Annotated in this window: 12 protein-coding genes; 6 read left to right on the top strand and 6 right to left on the bottom strand. The window is 60.7% G+C overall.

The features are described from left to right. Positions 1–3: 3 nt before the first annotated feature. Positions 4–1,941: a TRAP transporter permease gene (locus PUT78_RS01000; protein ID WP_274350136.1), complete on the top strand. Its 1,938-nt coding sequence runs from the start codon at positions 4–6 to the stop codon at positions 1,939–1,941. Further along, complete coding sequence (locus PUT78_RS00995) at positions 1,938–2,807, top strand: amidohydrolase family protein (RefSeq protein WP_274350135.1); 870 nt, start codon at positions 1,938–1,940, stop codon at positions 2,805–2,807. Before PUT78_RS01000 ends, PUT78_RS00995 begins: the two co-directional genes overlap by 4 nt. Positions 2,808–2,847: 40 nt before the next feature. Here the strand turns inward: PUT78_RS00995 and PUT78_RS00990 are convergent, their stop codons facing one another. Beyond that, complete coding sequence (locus PUT78_RS00990; protein ID WP_274350134.1) at positions 2,848–3,879, bottom strand: AbrB family transcriptional regulator; 1,032 nt, start codon at positions 3,877–3,879, stop codon at positions 2,848–2,850. A 90-nt stretch (positions 3,880–3,969) separates the two neighbouring features. Here PUT78_RS00990 and PUT78_RS00985 point away from each other — a divergent pair, with 90 nt between their 5' ends. Continuing rightward, complete coding sequence (locus tag PUT78_RS00985; protein WP_274350133.1) at positions 3,970–4,674, top strand: GntR family transcriptional regulator; 705 nt, start codon at positions 3,970–3,972, stop codon at positions 4,672–4,674. A 111-nt stretch (positions 4,675–4,785) separates the two neighbouring features. On the opposite strand, the gene PUT78_RS00980 is transcribed toward PUT78_RS00985, so the two are convergent. The 3 genes from PUT78_RS00980 to PUT78_RS00970 form a co-directional block, all read right to left on the bottom strand. Continuing rightward, on the bottom strand, positions 4,786–5,880 hold the full coding sequence (locus tag PUT78_RS00980) for a PrpF domain-containing protein (RefSeq protein ID WP_274350131.1): 1,095 nt from the start codon (positions 5,878–5,880) through the stop codon (positions 4,786–4,788). 12 nt (positions 5,881–5,892) lie between these two features. Beyond that, positions 5,893–7,899, bottom strand: a complete 2,007-nt coding sequence (locus PUT78_RS00975) for a tripartite tricarboxylate transporter permease (protein ID WP_274350130.1) — start codon at positions 7,897–7,899, stop codon at positions 5,893–5,895. A 123-nt stretch (positions 7,900–8,022) separates the two neighbouring features. Beyond that, complete coding sequence (locus PUT78_RS00970) at positions 8,023–9,126, bottom strand: Bug family tripartite tricarboxylate transporter substrate binding protein (RefSeq protein ID WP_274350129.1); 1,104 nt, start codon at positions 9,124–9,126, stop codon at positions 8,023–8,025. A 134-nt stretch (positions 9,127–9,260) separates the two neighbouring features. On the opposite strand from PUT78_RS00970, the gene PUT78_RS00965 reads away from it, so the two are divergent. The 3 genes from PUT78_RS00965 (at position 9,261) to uxuA (ending at position 12,705) form a co-directional block, all read left to right on the top strand. After that, positions 9,261–9,932, top strand: coding sequence for a response regulator transcription factor (locus PUT78_RS00965; protein WP_274350128.1), 672 nt, complete (start codon positions 9,261–9,263; stop codon positions 9,930–9,932). Beyond that, positions 9,929–11,356 (top strand): sensor histidine kinase, encoded by a 1,428-nt coding sequence (locus PUT78_RS00960; RefSeq protein WP_274350127.1) that lies wholly within the window; start codon positions 9,929–9,931, stop codon positions 11,354–11,356. The genes PUT78_RS00965 and PUT78_RS00960 overlap by 4 nt, the downstream gene beginning before the upstream one ends. Before the next feature lie 131 nt (positions 11,357–11,487). After that, entirely contained in the window at positions 11,488–12,705 is a 1,218-nt protein-coding gene (uxuA, locus tag PUT78_RS00955; protein WP_274350126.1) for a mannonate dehydratase, read from the top strand. 183 nt (positions 12,706–12,888) lie between these two features. Here the strand turns inward: uxuA and PUT78_RS00950 are convergent, their stop codons facing one another. Next, the gene (locus PUT78_RS00950) at positions 12,889–14,403 is read right to left on the bottom strand and encodes an aldehyde dehydrogenase (NADP(+)) (protein ID WP_274350125.1); all 1,515 of its coding nucleotides are present in this window, start codon (positions 14,401–14,403) and stop codon (positions 12,889–12,891) included. Positions 14,404–14,418: 15 nt separating this feature from the next. Then, entirely contained in the window at positions 14,419–15,336 is a 918-nt protein-coding gene (locus PUT78_RS00945) for a dihydrodipicolinate synthase family protein (protein ID WP_274350124.1), read from the bottom strand. Positions 15,337–15,342 lie beyond the last annotated feature (6 nt).

Here is a 15,342-nt window from a genome sequence, read left to right as displayed (position 1 = left end):
GCGGTGATCTTTCGTTGGCTGAACCCGCTATGCCTTGCGGTGCCCGACCGATCCAGAACGGAGGTGGTGCTGGTATCGCTGCTGGTAACCGGGCTGGCGATTGCCACCACAGCGCTGGTGTTGTGGGGTGCATATTTCGGGCTGATCACCGCCCTGATTCTTCGATCCGTGTTCTTTTCCATGGTCGCTGCGGGTGGCTTGCTTCTGCTGGGCTTGCAGGCGGGGCCGGTCTGGGCGCGGGCGTTTTTCTATGCGCTGGTGCCATTGGCGCTGTATCCGGGCATCAATATAGAAGCGAACTATCTGCCCATCGTCATGCGTGGCGGCATGGCCACCCCGTTTGATGTATATGTCTTTGTTGGTCTGATGGCGGCGCTTATTACCCTGATCTGGCGGAGTGTCGGGCTGGCATTGCTGGTATTGGTGGCCGTGGCGCTGGCCTATGCGATGCTCGGGGACATGATACCCGGCCAGTACGGGCATCGGGGGTATTCCGTGCGGCGGCTGGCATCAATGCTGATGCTGTCAACCGAGGGCATTTTCAGCCTGCCGATGGGTGTCGCGGTCGAATATATATTCCTGTTCGCGCTGATGGGCGGTTTGCTGATGAAAATCGGCACCGGCGAAGTGTTTGTCGATCTGGCACGCGGCCTGACCGGGCGGATGCGCGGCGGGCCGGGGCTGACAGCGGCGCTGTCATCCACAATGCTCGGGTCGATCAACGGCAGCGCAGTTGCGAATGTCGTGACGACCGGAACCTTTACCATACCGCTGATGAAACGCGCGGGGTATTCAAAGAACCTTGCGGGCGCGATCGAGGCTGCGGCAAGTTCCGCAGGCCAGATATTGCCGCCCGTAATGGGGGCTGCCGCCTTTCTGATGGCAGAGATCATTCAGGTGCCCTATGCCACGATCGCGCTGGCCGCGCTGGTGCCGGGCCTGTTATATGTTCTGGCGCTGATGACCGCTGTCTGGCTGGAAGCAGGGCGTCTGGGGCTGGATCGGGATCCGCAGGCGGGATTTCAGCTATTGAAGGAAACTGTGGTCTACCGTGGCTATCTGCTTTTGCCACTGATCTCCCTCATTCTCTTTCTGGCCAACGGGTATTCGCCCACACAAGCGGCAGTGCTGTGCATTGGCGTCGGGCTTGTCATCTCTCCCTGGCGCAAGGAAACGCGCGTCGGGCTGGTGACACTGGCTGTCGTCTGCCGGGACACACTGATCACGACAATGCCCATTGTTGTCGCCGTGGCGTCTGCAGGCATCGTGATTGGTGTGCTGAACCTGACCGGGCTGGGTCTGATGATGTCAGGCATGATCGTGAATATCGCGGGCGGACATCTGCTTGCCTTGCTGATGCTGACCGCTGTGGTGTCATTCGTGCTCGGCATGGGCCTGCCAACATCGGCGGCCTATCTGCTGCTTGCGGTTCTGGTCGGTCCCGCGTTGACGCGCTCCGGACTGGAACCGGTGGTCGCCCATATGTTCATTTTCTACTATGGCCTTGCATCAGCGATCACGCCACCGGTCGCGTTGGCGGCATATGCTGCTGCATCCATTTCTGGCGGCGAGCCAAATCGAACCGCTGTCGAATCTGTCAGGCTGGGATTTGTCAAGCTGCTGGTGCCGTTCCTGTTTGCATCCATGCCCGGCCTGCTGATGATCGGCACTGGCACAGAAATTGCCTTGTCGGTTGTGCTGGCTGCGGTCGGCCTTGTCGGGCTGACCATCGCTTTTGCGGGCTGGTTCCAGTCACCAATGCCCGCATCTGAACGCTGGCTGCTTGCCGCAGCATCCTGCCTGATCCTGTGGCCTTCGCCAGTCAGTTCCACCGACCCTTTGACACTGATCGCACGCATGGGTGGCCTTATGGTCGTCATTGCGTTGCTTGTCCGAAAGGCACGGCTGGCCCCTTTCACCCAATCCAGAGCAGACACATGACAGAACAGAACCTACCGTTTCATCCCAATCCTTCCGTCCCGAAACTACGCCTGCCGGACGGGGCCTGCGATGCGCATTGCCATGTTTTCGGCCCGGCAAAGGATTTTCCATTCGCCCCCGAACGCACCTATACCCCGGTAGACGCCCCTTGGGAAACGCTGGCCGCGCTGCATTCAAGGCTGGGCATCAGCCGCACGGTTCTGGTTCAGGCCAGTTGCCATGGCACCGACAACGCGGCCATGCTGGACGCAATCGCAAAATCCAACGGGTCTTGCCGCGGCGTGGCAATGGTGCGCCGCGACATATCGGATGCGGAACTGGACCGGCTGCATGCAGGCGGGGTGCGCGGGATCAGATTCAATTTCGTGTCGCATCTGGGCAAAGATGCGGATGTGGATGCTGTGCGCGACCTTGCGCAGCGCATTTCGCGTCTGGGCTGGCATGCCGTGGTGCATTTCGATGCGGACCGTCTGGAAACGCTGGCACCTGTGCTGAAATCGCTGCCGGTGCCGATGGTGATTGATCATATGGGCCGTGTTGATGCGTCCAAAGGGATTCATCAGCCTGCCTATGAAATGCTTGTGGACCTGCTGCGCGATGACCGGTTCTGGGTCAAGGTCTGCGGGGCTGAACGTATCACCCGAGAAGGCCCACCCTATGCAGACGCAGTGCCGATTGCCGCAGATCTGGTGGCGCGTTTCACTGATCAGGTCTTGTGGGGCACGGACTGGCCGCACCCGAACATCAGGAAAGACATGCCCGATGACGGCGCGCTGGTCGATCTGCTTGCAGATATAGCGCCCGGCCAGACCCTGCTTGAAAAGCTGACGGTCACCAACCCGACACGGCTTTACTGGCAGAACTGACCCGAACGCCCTGCGCGTGATCCTGAATTCCGGCCGAATGTCATTCCCGACGTTGCGACCACAGCCGCGCGATAATCGGCGCACCAGTTATGACAAGGATCATCCGCATAAGGTGGTGAATAACAACAAAGCCCAGATCCGCCCCGGCGACGATGGCCAGAACGGTCATTTCGGCCTGTCCGCCGGGGCTGAAGGACAGGAACGCCTCGACCTGCGGCGCGTCACCAATATGATGGGCAAGCAGGGTAAATCCTGCCGCCAGCCCGGCCAGAACAACCGCGAAGGCAGCACCCGATGCCACGTCATGGCGCAGTTCCGCGACCGTCACACCGCGATAATACATTCCGATTCCCATGCCGATGAAAAACTGCGCGACCAGAATCGCCTCGGCGGGCGGGCGGTGGTGGATCACGTCACCCAGTGACAGCACCATCGCCAGAAGCAGCGGCCCCAGAATAGAGGCACCGAACAGGCCGATACGTTCGCCACCTTTCCAGCCGATCAGTGCAATTGCCACCATGATCGCCATTTCATGCAAGGGCAGTTCGCTTGCCGGCGCACCGATGGGGTGATCAAGGCTGACCCCGAACGGCCCCGTCAGAAGGAACGGCACCAGCGTCACGATGATCAGCACGCGCGTCGCATGAATCAACGACAGCGCACGGGCATTGCCCCCCGCTTCCTGCCCGAAGATGACCATGTCCTGAAACCCGCCGGGCATGGCGGCATAATAGCTGGTGATCCGGTCAAACCCACAGACACGGTGAAAGAACGGCACCCCCACCAGACCAATCACCGCCACATAGGCCGGGATCAGCGCCAGTGTCACCGCCATCAGCGGCACCTGTCCCAACAGCGCGGGCGTGACGGACGCGCCGACCGCGACCCCCAATATTGTGCGCGCGCCAACCGAGACCTGCCCGGCCCCCTGCATCTGCACCCCCAGAAGCGCCGCGAGCAGACAGGCAAACATCGGCCCGAACAGAAACGGCAGCGGCAACCCCAACAGATGAAAAACCCCGACCCCGGAAAGGGCTATGGCAAATGTCTGCAGGCGTGTGCGGGTAAACATGGTGTGACTCATTGCTGATTAGCTATTGCATACGCTTGCATCCATATGTATGCAATAGGCAATCAACTACCCGTAGCCGCACAGGATGACATGCGCAACCGACCCGAGTCTGCCTCCGACTTGTCGCAGGGCCAAAACGCCTATGACCGGTTGCTCAATGAAATCCGCCATGGCACCCTCCCTCCCGGTGCGCGGCTGCGGGAAGTTGATCTTGCGGCGCGGCTGGGCATTTCACGTACGCCCGTGCGCGAAGCCATCCGTCGGCTGGAAGCTGACGGGTTGGTGGAACACCTGCCCCGTCAGGGTGCGACCCTGCGGCGGCTGAGCTATGCCGAAGTGATGGAGCTATATGAAATGCGCGCCGTGCTGGAAGGCACTGCGGCACGTCTGGCCGCGCGCGCTGCCTCGGAACTGGAACTGCGTGAACTGGCCGGGATCAATGCCGAAATGACCGCCAGCACCAACCCGGAAGATATTGTCCGCCTGAACCGGCTGTTTCATGCTGCGCTGGTCAACACGGCCAAGAACCGCTACCTCCAACGCGCCATCGCCGCTATGGGGCGCACTTTACTGATCCTTGGCCGGTCCACCCTGTTCGACCCCGCCCGCATAGCGACCGGCGCACAGGAACATGAAGAATTGCTGCGCGCCCTGCAAAACCGCGATGGCACCGCAGCCGAAGCCGCAATGCGCACCCATATCGAAGCGGCCCATCGCATCCGCCTGCGACAATTGCGCGAGGCTGGCTTTCTGGACAGCCACGCACATGAAGACGGCGGCGATGTCCCCATATAGGGGGCGACGCGGTGCAAACGTACGGGCCGGTCGTTTCGACAGGGTTGCAGCAACGGCAACAAGCTGAAAATGCTTCGGGGAAAAAATATAGCGCCCGCCGATACCCGCGTGTCAGCGCGCGCCGTCCCAGACCGCGCTCGGGACCATTACATGCCCCCGTGCCAGCATCCGCGCAGTGCGCACGATACCCGCGCTATGGATCGTGGCACCATCGGAATCGCGGACGAAATCCAGCACAACGGGCAAAAACCCGATCGGATGTTCAATAAGCAGTTCTGCAGGGCCAGTGGCAGGTGTCACTGCCAACCCTTCTGCCACTGACCCCGGCAGCACAGCGCAAGCCGACAGGCATTGCGCGCCAGTAACCGCCATGCTGGGATGACAGGTCCAAGGTGTCAGGTAACGCGCACGCAACGCCCCGCCCGTCACAGGCGCCGAAATCAGCCCGACCTTGGGCATGACCGCACCGGAAACATCCGCGCCCAACCCCATCATCGGGCCTGCCTTGCAGCGCATCGACTCGATGCGCGCCAGCAATTGCGTATTCTCGTCGATCTCCTCGCGGGATTCGTCGCCGCGTAATCCGATATCGGCAGCGCGCAGGATCATCATCGGCATGGCAACGTCGATCAAGGTAACCGCAACACCGTCAATCACATCGCGCGCCTTCCCTGTGGGCAACATGGCCCCGGTCGCTGTTCCCACAATCCCTGTGAAACCCAAGGTCACAGGCGCGGCACTGCCCGGCACCCCGGCAATGGTTTGCGTGCCGTCATAGCACACCTGCCCGTCCGGGGTTTGCACCACGGTATCGACCAGCGCACCCGTATTGACCGCGTGGATGCGCAAGCGGGTCTCGCCGCGCTGCACAGGAACAAGTCCCATCTCAAGTGCCGCCGCGCCGACACCGGCCATGATATTGCCACAGGTGGGGCGGAAATCCACAGCCTCACGCATTGGGTCAACCTGCGCAAACAAGTATTCGACATCCACCCCGTCGCAATCCGAGCGTGACAGGATCGCGACTTTGGTGGTCACGCTTGCCCCGCCGCCCAGACCGTCGATATTCAGCGGATGCCCGGACCCGATTGCGGCACGCAGGACATTCGACAGGGTTTCGCGGTCTGTCGGCAAATCTTCGGCATGGAAATACGGTCCCCTTGATGTGCCGCCGCGCATAAAGATGAAAGGGATTGCAGTTTGCATGGGCATCGTTCCTTAACTGAAGGGCCAGGGCAGGCGGTACAGTTCCTGCAGCAGCCCGCCCGGAAAGCGCATGTTCAGCGCCGAAGCGAGTGTCAGCACAAAACCCGTGCAGCCCCCGGTCAGAAGTAGCGTCATCAGCCAGCTTGCCCGCGCCCGTATCTTCAGGAACGCCACGAAAAAGACCACCAATGCGGTGACGAAACCAACCACCGCCGTCAGCGCGACCAGCGACGCCACCCATGCGAGTGCGCCAAGGGTTGAACGCTGGGGTTCGGCATCCGGGCGCTCCAGATGCTCGGTATCACTTGAAACAGCATGATTGGGTTTGCCAAGGATCAGAAACCCCAGCACCAGCGCCGTGAACAGCATACCCGCACTGGCCATGATCAATGGAAAGACCTGCCCCAGAAAACTATGCTGAAGCGCGTCATGCAGCCCGACACTGAAAAACCCGAAAGCAACCAAGGCAAACAGGATCTGCGGCGCGCGGGCGCGTATATTCGCCGCCGGGCCAGCAGCGTCGTCGCGCGCTTCCAGTGCAAGCACTTCTTCGGGGCTTACCTCTGACACACGCGCGCGCAGACCCAGCCAGATCGATCCGGCGGTAATGCCGATGATGATCATGACGCCGGTACGTGTCAGGAATTCCCAACCATAGAACTGCACGGCCTGATACAGATAGGTTTCCGCCTGCGTCGCCAGCACAAAGCCGATCAGCAGCGCGGGCCGCGGCCAGCCAAAGCGGCGCATGTAAACGCCCAGAACCCCTGTCGCCAGCAACACAATCAGATCATCCAGTGTCCGCGTTGCCTGAAACGCGGCAAAGCAGATCACCACAATCATGAATGGTGCCAACAGCCGGAACGGGATCAGCGTCAGCCGGGAAATCGGCACGGCCAGCAGAATGCACAGCCCCGCCCCCAGCACGTTCGCCAGTGCCAGCGACCAGATGATCGTATAGGTCAGGTCCAGATTACTGCCCACCATGGATGGTCCGGGCTGAATGCCCAGCAGCACCATGCCGCCCAGGAAAACCGCCATCGCCCCGCCACCCGGAATGCCGAACAGAAGTGTAGGAAGCAGACCGCCGCCTTCCTTGGCATTATTGGCCGATTCAGGCGCGATCACACCGCGCACATCACCCCGCCCGAAATGTGGGTTATCCTTGACCGTCTGCACTGCGTGGCCATAGGCGATCCAGTCCACCACGGTTCCCCCCAGTCCCGGTATCGCCCCGATCAAGGCCCCGATGCCAGAGCAGCGCAGTGTCAGCCACCAGTTCCGGGCCACATCACGAATGCCTGTAAGCCAGCCAGAACCCAATTTCGCGCCCTCCGCGATGGAGCGGTCCCTGCGCAGAAGATCAATGATTTCGGGTACGGCAAACAGGCCCAAACCGATGATAACAAGGGGAATTCCATCATACAGATAGTCCACGCCGAACACCATGCGGAATTCGCCTGTGGCCGGCGCACCACCGATCGAGCCGATGATCAGCCCCAATGCGCAGGCCGCGACCCCCTTGACCAGCGACTTCCCGGCCAACACACCGACCATCGACAGGCCGAATACCGAAAGCATGAATAATTCCGCAGAACTGAATGCCAGGATCACAGGTCGCGCGATCAGAACGAAGCCTGTCAGAACAACCGCACCGATAATCCCGCCAGTCAGCGACGCGAAAAACGCCGCAGACAACGCACGCGCCGCCTCGCCCCGTTTGGCCATGGGAAAGCCGTCCAGAACCGTGGCCTGTGACGCTGATGATCCGGGAATGCCCATCAGAACGCTGGCAAATGTGTCTGATGTGGGAATGACAGCCACCAGCCCGATCAGCATGGCCAGCGCCGATGTGGTGTCCATGCCATACAGGAACGGGATCATCAGCGACAGGCCTGCAATCCCGCCCAATCCCGGAAAAATACCGATCATCAGGCCGACAACCACGCCGATCATCATGTAACCGATATGCTTGACGGTCAGGATGTCGGCCAATGCGGAAAGAAAAACATCTAACATCTGGGGCTCCTGCGGATATGCGCGGTACACGCAGCCTCTTGGGTTGCGCGGGTTCGGCTGCCATCAGAAATAGGAAAGCCCCCCGGCCGCGCTTGCGCCCGAGGGGTGAGTGTCCGGTGTCGCTCAGTCGCCCAGGCGCACGTTATATTCGTCAGACAGCATGTCGACGACCATGGCGCGCACTTCGGGATCGATATTGGTGCCAGCAGCGAACAAAGCATCTGCCCCGCGGTCCGTTACCTGCCCGTAGCTACCCAGAGCGGCCTCGAACGACTCCTGATATTCGGGGTCTTCGAACACGTCGCGCCACGCCTGACGATAGGTTTCGACCAGCTCATCAGACGCGCCTTCCGGCAGAACGACCATTTTCTGCGCGGCAAACCCTGCCGTGTTGAACGCCTTGTAGGCGTCATACATTGGTCCTGAAGGGGCTTCACCATGCATCGCTTCATAGACCTCTTCCAGAATTGGCAGGTCCGGGAATGTCGGGTCGCGCTGCGGGTTACCGTCTTCGTCCAGAACACCCCAGGACATGATCGGGACGGCCTTGCCTTCTTCAACCAGCGGGGTCACGTTCCCGATAAACGCGGATGATGTCTGATAGTCGATATTGACTTCGCCACGTTCGAACGCCAGCCGGCCGTCACCGCGCCCGCCAAAACCAAAGACATAGTTTACATCCAGCCCCAGAAGCTTGAATGCAAGCATCGGCACCAGATCAAGTGACGTCGCGCCCTGGCTGGCATAGACCAGCCGCTGCCCTTGCAAATTGGCAATATCATCAATGCTCTCGACACCCGTAGACGGCGAGACATAGGCCACACCACCCGTAGGCCCGACCATGACAACCGACCAATCCTGATATTCATAGCGCACGCGCGGATCGCCCAGCAGATAGGGGAATTGCGTCGAACCGGATGTGCCCAGAATTGTCTGACCATCAGCGCGGGCGCGCTGCGCAAACAGATTCGTACCGCGGGTTGACCCGCCGCCGGGTTCGTTCACCACAACCACAGTCGGGTTGCCGGGCAGGTGCCGGGACAGGAACGGCGCATTGAACCGCGCCCAGGTATCAGACCCCCCGCCGGTTCCGAACGGAATGATCCATTCAATGGTCTGACCCGAAAAATCCACCTGCGCCTGTGCCGGTGCTGCAAAAGCAAACGCCGTTGCTGCCGCAGCGAATACCCCCAGCGCCCCGCGCCGGGTGTGTGTTGTAACTGTCATGTTGACCTCCCAGTTCATTTTGCGCACTTTTGACAGACTGCCTCCACATTCTGTCGTGCAGGCTATCGCATAAGCACCAAACCTGTCAGAATCCTGTCAGACCTGAAAACAGGAAGCCGGAAGAAGGAGTCGGGATGCGGATTGTCCTGATCGAAGACAACGCCATTCTGGCACGCGCGCTGATTCATTCGCTGCAGGATGCGGGCCATTCCGTTGACTGGCTTGACAACGGAACCGAGGCAGACAGCTTTCTTGCGCTGAACGGGGCCGATCTGGCCGTGGTTGATGTGAACCTGCCGGGCATGAGCGGGCTGGAAATATTACGCGCAGCCCGCGCGCGCGCGCAGGGTTTCCCGGTGCTGATACTGACAGCGCAAGGCCAGGTATCCGACCGCGTTGCGGGGCTGGATGCGGGGGCTGATGACTATCTTGTAAAACCCTTTGAGATGGCGGAATTCCATGCACGCATCCGGGCATTGTCACGACGCCCGCAAGATGCCCGCCCAACCAAGGAAGCAATCGGCGCTATCACCTATGACAGCGCGGCCCGCAGCCTTTCCACCAAAGACGGGGTGCTGACAATCTCGCGCCGGGAACTCGCACTGTTCGAGGCCTTTATCGACAATCCCGGCCGCGTGCTCTCCAAGGACCAGCTTGGCGAACGCATCTACGGCATCGGCGCGGATATAGATGCAAATGCCGTGGAATTACTGGTCTCGCGTTTGCGGCGCAGGCTGGACGGGCATGGGCTGACAATCCGCACATTGCGGGGGCTGGGATACCTGATGCAGATCGGCGAGGCATGAAACCCGACTGGCGCCAACGCCCTGCCCAATCCGCAGGGTCGCTGCGGCTGCGGCTTTTCGTGATCATCATTGTGCCGCTTGTCGCGGTCGCCATGATGTCGGGAACGATGCGATACTGGCAGGCGCAAACCATGTCGCAAACCCTTTATGACGATGCGCTGAAAGTCGTGGCACATGCCGTCGCGCGCGAAGTCATCATCACCCAGGGTGATGTGGTGTCCGACGCATTGCTGGAATCGCTGGTCAGTGTGTTGGGCGACCCTATTTTCTATAACGTCTCTGCTGCGGACGGGCGCATTCTGGCGGGCTATACCGATATGCCGGTGAATGTCATTCCCGATGACCTGACAAGCGGCGCACCGCATTTCTTTGATTTCGACTACAACGGCAAAGCAGTGCGTGCGGTAGCATTGCGGGAATTCATCGCTGACCCGTTCTTTGATGGCTGGACCACGGTTCTGGTCTGGCAAACGACCACGCAACGCCGCGCGCTGAGTCTTGTCATTTTACGACAGGCGCTTGCAATCCTGATTCTGGTTGTTGTGACAGCCGCCGGGTTCGTCTGGTTCAGTATCGGGCGGGGCCTGCGCCCGCTGACAGAACTCCGCGAAGCCATTTCCCTGCGCAGCCCGTCCGAACTTGGCCCGATCCGGCGCCCGGTTCCGACCGAAGTCAAGCCACTGGTCGCGACCATGAATACCCTTTTTGCCCGCCTGCAGACCGAACTGGAGCGGCGCAACGCATTCATCGCAAACGCCGCGCATCAGATCCGCAATCCTGTCGCGGCCATCCGCGCACAGGCCGAAGCGGCCCTGTCCACGGCAGACGCGGACCAACGCCATGCCCGTATCCTTGATCTGCATGAAGCAGCAGGCGATTTGTCGCGCCTGAGCCAGCAGTTGCTGAGTCTGGAAACCGCCGAGCATTCCGCCACAACCGAAATGGCCCCCACGGATTTCGGTCTGATCGTCGCGGATATGGCGCGCAGATTTGCGCCGCTTGCACTGGCCGCCGGGACGGACATAAATCTGACCGCCCCGGAACACCACTTGCAGGTCCACGGCAATGCAATCCTGCTGCGCGAGGCAATCGAGAACCTGCTGGACAATGCCTTGCGCTATGGCACACGCAAAGGGGGGGAAATAAACCTGCGGCTGGAAACTGATGGCGGGCAGGTGTTATTATTTGTCGAAGATGACGGGCCGGGCATTCCCACCGCGGATTTCGAGCAGGTATTCGAACGTTTCGTCAGATTGTCGCAGCCACATGGCGCCGACCAGACGCGATCAGGCTGCGGCCTTGGGCTGGCAATCGTGCGTTCAATCGCTGTCGCGCATGGCGGAAGGGCCTACCTGAAACACGTACAAAACGGCTGTTGTGTCGCGATTGCCCTTCCCTTGATCACCGATGCCACCGCGCAGTGATCATTGCCATTGATCCATCTGTCGAAATAATCCATGCAATCCCGCTTCCATACTAGTCAACATAATTTTCAGATGTTATGACACAGATCATAAGTTTGAGAATGCCACCGCGTGGGCAAAGGAGAATGGGCATGCGTCAGACATGGCGATGGTTCGGGCCGAAGGATCTGGTTTCGGTTGATGACATGATGCAGGCAGGGGTCGAAGGCGTGGTTTCGGCGCTGCATCATGTGCCGACCGGTGCCGTCTGGACCCCGCAGGAAATTGCACAGCGTCAGGCGGAAATTGGCCGGATGCGCGATGGCAGCGCATCGGGGCTGGCATGGGAAGTCGTCGAAAGCCTGCCGGTTTCAGAAGACATCAAGAAACAGCAGGGTGACTGGCGCGCGCATATCGACGCCTATAAGCAATCGCTGCACAATCTGCATGCAGCCGGGATCAAGGTGATTTGCTATAATTTCATGCCGGTGCTGGACTGGACGCGCACCGATCTGGCATGGCGTCTGCCCAATGGCGCGACCTGCATGCGTTTCGACTATACCGATTTCGCGGCCTTTGACATTCACATCCTGGCCCGCCCCGGCGCGGCCGAAGAATACCCCGCCGAAATTGCCGCCGAAGCCGCAGCGCGCGCCGCGCGTATGAACGAGACGGCGCGCGGGGCACTTGCGCGCAATGTGGTCTTTGGCCTGCCCGGCGCGGCAGAGAATTTCACCCTTGAAGATGTGCGCGCCCATCTGGCCGAATACAGCCGCATCACCCCGCAACGTTTGCGCGCGCATCTGGTGGATTTCCTGTCCGAAGTGGCACCTGTGGCCCAGGCACTTGGCCTGCGCCTGTGCTGCCATCCGGATGATCCGCCCTTCACCCTTATGGGCCTGCACCGCATCATGTCGACAGAAGCAGATTACAGCGCCGTGATGGCGGCCGTGGACCTGCCCGCGAACGGCATAACACTGTGTTCCGGTTCACTTGGTGCGCGACCGGATAATGACATTCCCGGTATGATGGACAGGCTTGGCAGTCGTGTGCATTTCCTGCATCTGCGCAATGTTCTGTGCGAAACCGACAGTATTGCAGGCAGCTTCCATGAAGCCGAACATCTGGGTGGCGGCACCGATATGGTCGCCCTTATTGCCGCCGTGCTGCGCGAAGAAGCCCGGCGCCGCGATGCAGGGCGCGCCGATTGCGATATTCCCATGCGTCCCGACCATGGACAGGACATTCTGGATGATCTGGGGCGCAAGGCGCAACCCGGCTACCCCGCCATCGGGCGGCTGAAGGGGCTGGCGGAACTGCGCGGCATCATGACCGCACTGTCACATCCGGTGGAAGGGCTGCGCAGGTGAAGCTGCGCGCCTGAACGGCAAAAGGCAGTGTTGTCGGGCACACCACAGACAGTCTTGTCGGGCACACCACAGACAGTCTTGTCGCAGGGGCGTCCGGGGCTGTTTTCAATCCCGGCCTGATCTGGCTTCGGATAAATTGGCCGCTGAACCGGCGTTGCCACCGGTTCAGCATGTTTCAGTCAGTTACGCCAGATCGTCCGGCAGCACGCTTTGCGGCAGGTTCTGGTAGCACACCGGCCGCAGGAACCGGCGGATGGACAAGGTGCCCACCGATGTTGCGCCAAAATTGGTTGATGCCGGATAAGGACCGCCATGGACCATGCTATCGGCCACTTCGACCCCGGTGGGGAAACCATTGGCCAGAACGCGTCCTGCTTTGCGTTCCAGCACCGGCAACAGGCGGCGCGCAAGCTCCGCATCGCTGTCATCCATGTGCAGGGTCGCGGTCAACTGGCCCTTCAGGCTGTTGGCAACGCGCGTCATCTCATCCGTGTCCTGCGCAACGACAACCAGTCCCAGCGGGCCGAACACTTCTTCCGCCAATGTGTGGTTGCCAATCCAGTCAGCGGCGGACACCTTGAACAGAAACGGTTTTGCCTCTCTCGGGTCACAGATGGAGGTCAGCAGATCCTGCACACCAGGCTGATCCACCATTGCCGCAGCACCCGATGTATACGCCTGCGCAATGCCGTCAGTCAGCATCACCTGACCACCGGTTTCACCAAGTGCGGTGCGCGTGGCTTCAATGAATACATCAGCTTCCGCGCCCGCAAGCACCACAGCAATGCCGGGATTGGTGCAGAACTGCCCGGCGCCCATGGTCAGCGATGCGGCCCAGCCGCGCCCCAGTTCTGCACCGCGCGCCGCCATGGCTGCGGGCAGCATGAACATCGGGTTGACGGACCCGAGTTCGCCAAAAAACGGAATCGGTTCAGGCCGCTGCGCGCAAAGATCAAACAGCGCCCGCCCCCCGGCCAACGACCCGGTGAAACCCACAGCCTTGATCAGCGGATGCTGGACCAACGCCTGACCCACAGCACGGTTACCACCCTGAATAAGCGAGAACACGCCCGCAGGCACACCGCATTTCGCGATCGCCGCATGCACGGCTTCAGCGATGATTTCACCGGTACCGGGATGTGCGCCATGGCCCTTGACCACGACCGGACAGCCAGCCGCCAGTGCCGCCGCCGTGTCGCCACCCGCTGTGGAAAACGCCAGCGGAAAGTTTGATGCGCCGAACACCGCAACCGGGCCGATGGGACGCTGCATCATGCGCAGGTCGGGGCGCGGCAAGGGCTGACGGTCCGGCACGGCCGCATCATGGCGGCGGTCCAGATAGTCGCCCGTCAGAATATGCTCAGCAAACAACCGCAGCTGCCCGGTGGTGCGCCCGCGTTCGCCATTCAGGCGCGCTTCGGGCAGGCCGGTTTCCTGCGTGCCTATTTCGGTGATTTCCGCACCGCGCGCCTCTATCTCATCGGCGATGGCGTTCAGAAAATCGGCACGCAGCTGACGGCTGGAATACCCATAGGTCCAGAACGCTTCTTCCGCGGCCTGCACGGCCTTGTCCACCAGTTGGGGCGTACCCGCAGAGAAATCATGCGCCGGCCCATGCGCGGGCTGAGAGGCAAACGTATCTTCGGTCCCGATCCAGTTTCCTGCGATCAGATGCTTGCCATGAGGGGTGAAGGTCATCAGAGTTCCTTTGTCTTATTTGCCCCATCGCAGGGCAATAACATCAAGTTCACGCGACAGTTGTAGCAACCTGTCGCGTGTGCGCGGGCTAAGCGGTTGCAGCGGCGCGCGGACATAGTCAGACCCGATCACGCCACCTTCTTTCATCACCACCTTGGCGGCCCGCAACCCGCACTGGCGGTTTTCATGGTTGATAAGCGGCAGGCAAAGCCGCCACAGCGCCAAAGCCTCGTCGATACGGCCCGCGCGGTGTGCCAATAGGATGGGGGCGATCTTCTCCGGTTGCAAGGCCGAAGTCATGGTGCCGGTGCAACCCGCATCCAGATCGGCCAGCAGGGTCACGGCTTCTTCACCATCAAACGGGCCGATGATGTCCTTGCCACCGGCCTCGATCAGGGCCGCCAGCTTGTCGGCGGCAAAGGGCACTTCGATCTTGAAATAGGACACATTTTCAATCTCCTGCGCCATGCGGACCAGCAGCGGCACACTAAGCGTCACGCCCGACAAGGGCGCATCCTGCACCATGATGGGAATGGAAATTGCGTCCGACACCGCCTTGAACTGACCAAAGACGGCATGTTCCGGCGGCACAAGGCCGACCCCATGATAGGGCGGCATCATCATGACCATGGCGGCACCCTGGGCCTGTGCCTCAATGGCGCGGCGCACAGTGATGTCATTGGCAAAATGCGAAATCGTCACAATAACCGGCACGCGGCCCGCGACATGTTCTAGGCTGACACGGGTCAGCGTGGCGCGTTCTTCGTCCGACAGCAGGAATTGCTCGGAATAATTGGCCAGAATGCAGATCGCATCAACACCCTGATCAATCATGCAATCCAGAACGCGCTTCATGCCTTCAGTGTCAATCGCACCGTTATCGAAGAAGGGTGTGGGGGCAACGGGCAGGATGCCGGTAAGGGGCTGTTTCATTGCGTT

The sequence above is a fragment of the Roseinatronobacter alkalisoli genome, assembly GCF_028745735.1.
Lineage (GTDB): Bacteria > Pseudomonadota > Alphaproteobacteria > Rhodobacterales > Rhodobacteraceae > Roseinatronobacter > Roseinatronobacter alkalisoli.
The sequence above is the reverse complement of the archived record's forward strand: the minus strand, read 5'-3'. Positions and strand labels throughout refer to the sequence as shown.